Below are 1,944 nucleotides of genomic sequence, written 5' to 3'. Positions count from 1 at the left end.
CAAGCATTTTGCTTAAAATGGCATCTTTACGAGCCTTGGGAATACGCGACATGATAAGTAACCAGCCCCCTGAGTAAGTTGGAATCCCTGAAAAGGGAGTATCTCAACTATCCTGACACAGGGGGATGGCCGTGGGCGCGTTTGAGACGCTTGATGATATCGGGGTGCGATGCGTGTGTGCCCATGTTTTTTTCCTCATCCTATCCTATAGGGTAGGATGAGGGAGGAGCAAAAAAACTGCAATAGATTTTAAATTTACCCTTATAGAGCATAAAGTGGCCTGTGTAAGTTGAATCACTCTTCCAAAGTCATTCAACGTACACAGCCATGATTTCAAAAATTAAAGGCAGGCTATTTAGCTGCTTGAATATCGGTAACAAGCAACTTGCCATTCTCACTAACTGCTTTAAATTTCACCTTATCACCCGCTTGCAAAGGCTCCAGCTGAGCTAGGTTTTTGGCAGTAAAAACCATGGTCATGCTAAGCATATCCAGATTTTTAAGCTCGCCATGCTTTAGCGTGATTTTTCCGGAAGAATGTAGGGCAGCACAAAAGGCCAATCTAAAGCTGGTCTAATGAAACTTCGATTAATTTTTTATTATCGTTCAATCGTGCATTAGCAATGGCAATGAGCTCGGCATCTTCCAACTTCAGGGACAAGATTCCCCAAGCCTTGGGATTAATAATATATCCAGTTAGGTTGTTATGCGCCAAAACAGCAACGGGTTCAAATGACGTTGTGTTCGATGGGGAGGGGTAAACCCCCAACCCTTGAACGAATAATCGGCCTTTCAGAAAACATCAAAGGGGGCCGCGTCGGCCCCCCCCATTCTTCACTTCTTGAGTGCAAGAGCTAAGGCAAACAAAGCAACAACAAACATCACGATCATTTCCATTCTTTCTCTCCATGTATGTATCAAAATTATTTATGTGCAGCGTTATGGACGTTTTGAGGTGTAACGCTGCATTGCTAATGAAAATCTTACAGGTTGTTTTTACACGCCAATCCTGCCGTTTTCCTCTTTTCCCCCTGTGCCGCCGCAGGCGCAAGGGAAATGCCAAACGATGGTGTGTCTTCCTTAATGCCTGGCTAAAAAAGCACCATATAAGCATCTCATATTATTTTTCTGACGCAAGTGCAGGGACCATTAAGTTAAGTGCTGGGATCGATTATTTTGATAGCTTGTTCTGATTAAGTTGAACCAGCCCGCTGATGAGCAAAACCACGTGTTCCAGAAAGGTTGAGTCAGTGCGATGGTTAGATGGCGACTGGAAAAACACCCATCGGCGCTTTTGCCGCTGGCGCGATAAGAAAATCTGGGCGGGTTTACTCGACGCGCTAATTAGCGATCCAGACTTTGAGTGGCTCATGATTGATGCCATGCACACAAAAGTGCATACGCATGCGGCTGGCGCAAAGGGCGGGAATCAGGCGATGGGTGTCACAAAAGGAGGCTGAATAGTAAGCGGCATCTCGCTGTAGACGTTTACCAAACAAGCTTGTCGAGATTTTATTGACCCAAGCACACGCTTTGGAATCCATTAAAAGCTATTGATATATTGGCTTTTGGTGTGGTGAGCCGAATATCGGCAGTGGGTATCCACATGAAGAAACGCCTAACCCTGTTACCAGAATTTCGTGTGAGTCTTTATGAATTTATTAAGCAGATGTCTGCGGTGGGCGTCAACACACAGATAATTCTGTGATCTGCTCCTTACTTTTTAAAATTTATTTCGCCTTACGGTTTTCTCCCCGTTCCGTTTTTAAACTCCGTGTCTACAGATCTTAGGTTTTTAGGCATCAACGCTTCCTCCTGCGCATCAAGTAATACGCCACAGGAATCACAAACATGGAGAGCAACGGCGCGGTGATCATGCCGCCGACCATGGGGGCGGCGATTCGGCTCATGACTTCTGAGCCTGCGCCGCTGCCCCATAGAATT

General features: G+C 45.6%; 2 protein-coding genes and 1 pseudogene. 1 reads left to right on the top strand and 2 read right to left on the bottom strand.

Annotation, left to right across the window (positions count from 1 at the left end; genetic code table 11):
* Positions 1 to 351: 351 nt before the first annotated feature.
* Positions 352 to 561: a copper-binding protein gene (locus tag CSQ88_RS22340; protein ID WP_099400255.1), complete on the bottom strand. Its 210-nt coding sequence runs from the start codon at positions 559 to 561 to the stop codon at positions 352 to 354.
* Between the two features lie 704 nt (positions 562 to 1,265).
* On the opposite strand from CSQ88_RS22340, the pseudogene CSQ88_RS22335 reads away from it, so the two are divergent.
* A pseudogene (locus CSQ88_RS22335) lies at positions 1,266 to 1,492 on the top strand (IS5/IS1182 family transposase); the annotation flags it as partial.
* Between the two features lie 310 nt (positions 1,493 to 1,802).
* Here CSQ88_RS22335 and CSQ88_RS23730 read toward each other — a convergent pair.
* The coding region (locus CSQ88_RS23730) for an efflux RND transporter permease subunit (RefSeq protein ID WP_374700474.1) at positions 1,803 to 1,944 on the bottom strand (142 nt) is incomplete at its 5' end.

Origin of the sequence: Iodobacter sp. BJB302 (genome assembly GCF_002735645.1) — a bacterium.
Classification (GTDB): Bacteria; Pseudomonadota; Gammaproteobacteria; order Burkholderiales; family Chitinibacteraceae; genus Iodobacter.
This window is presented reverse-complemented; position numbering and strand designations above follow the sequence as displayed.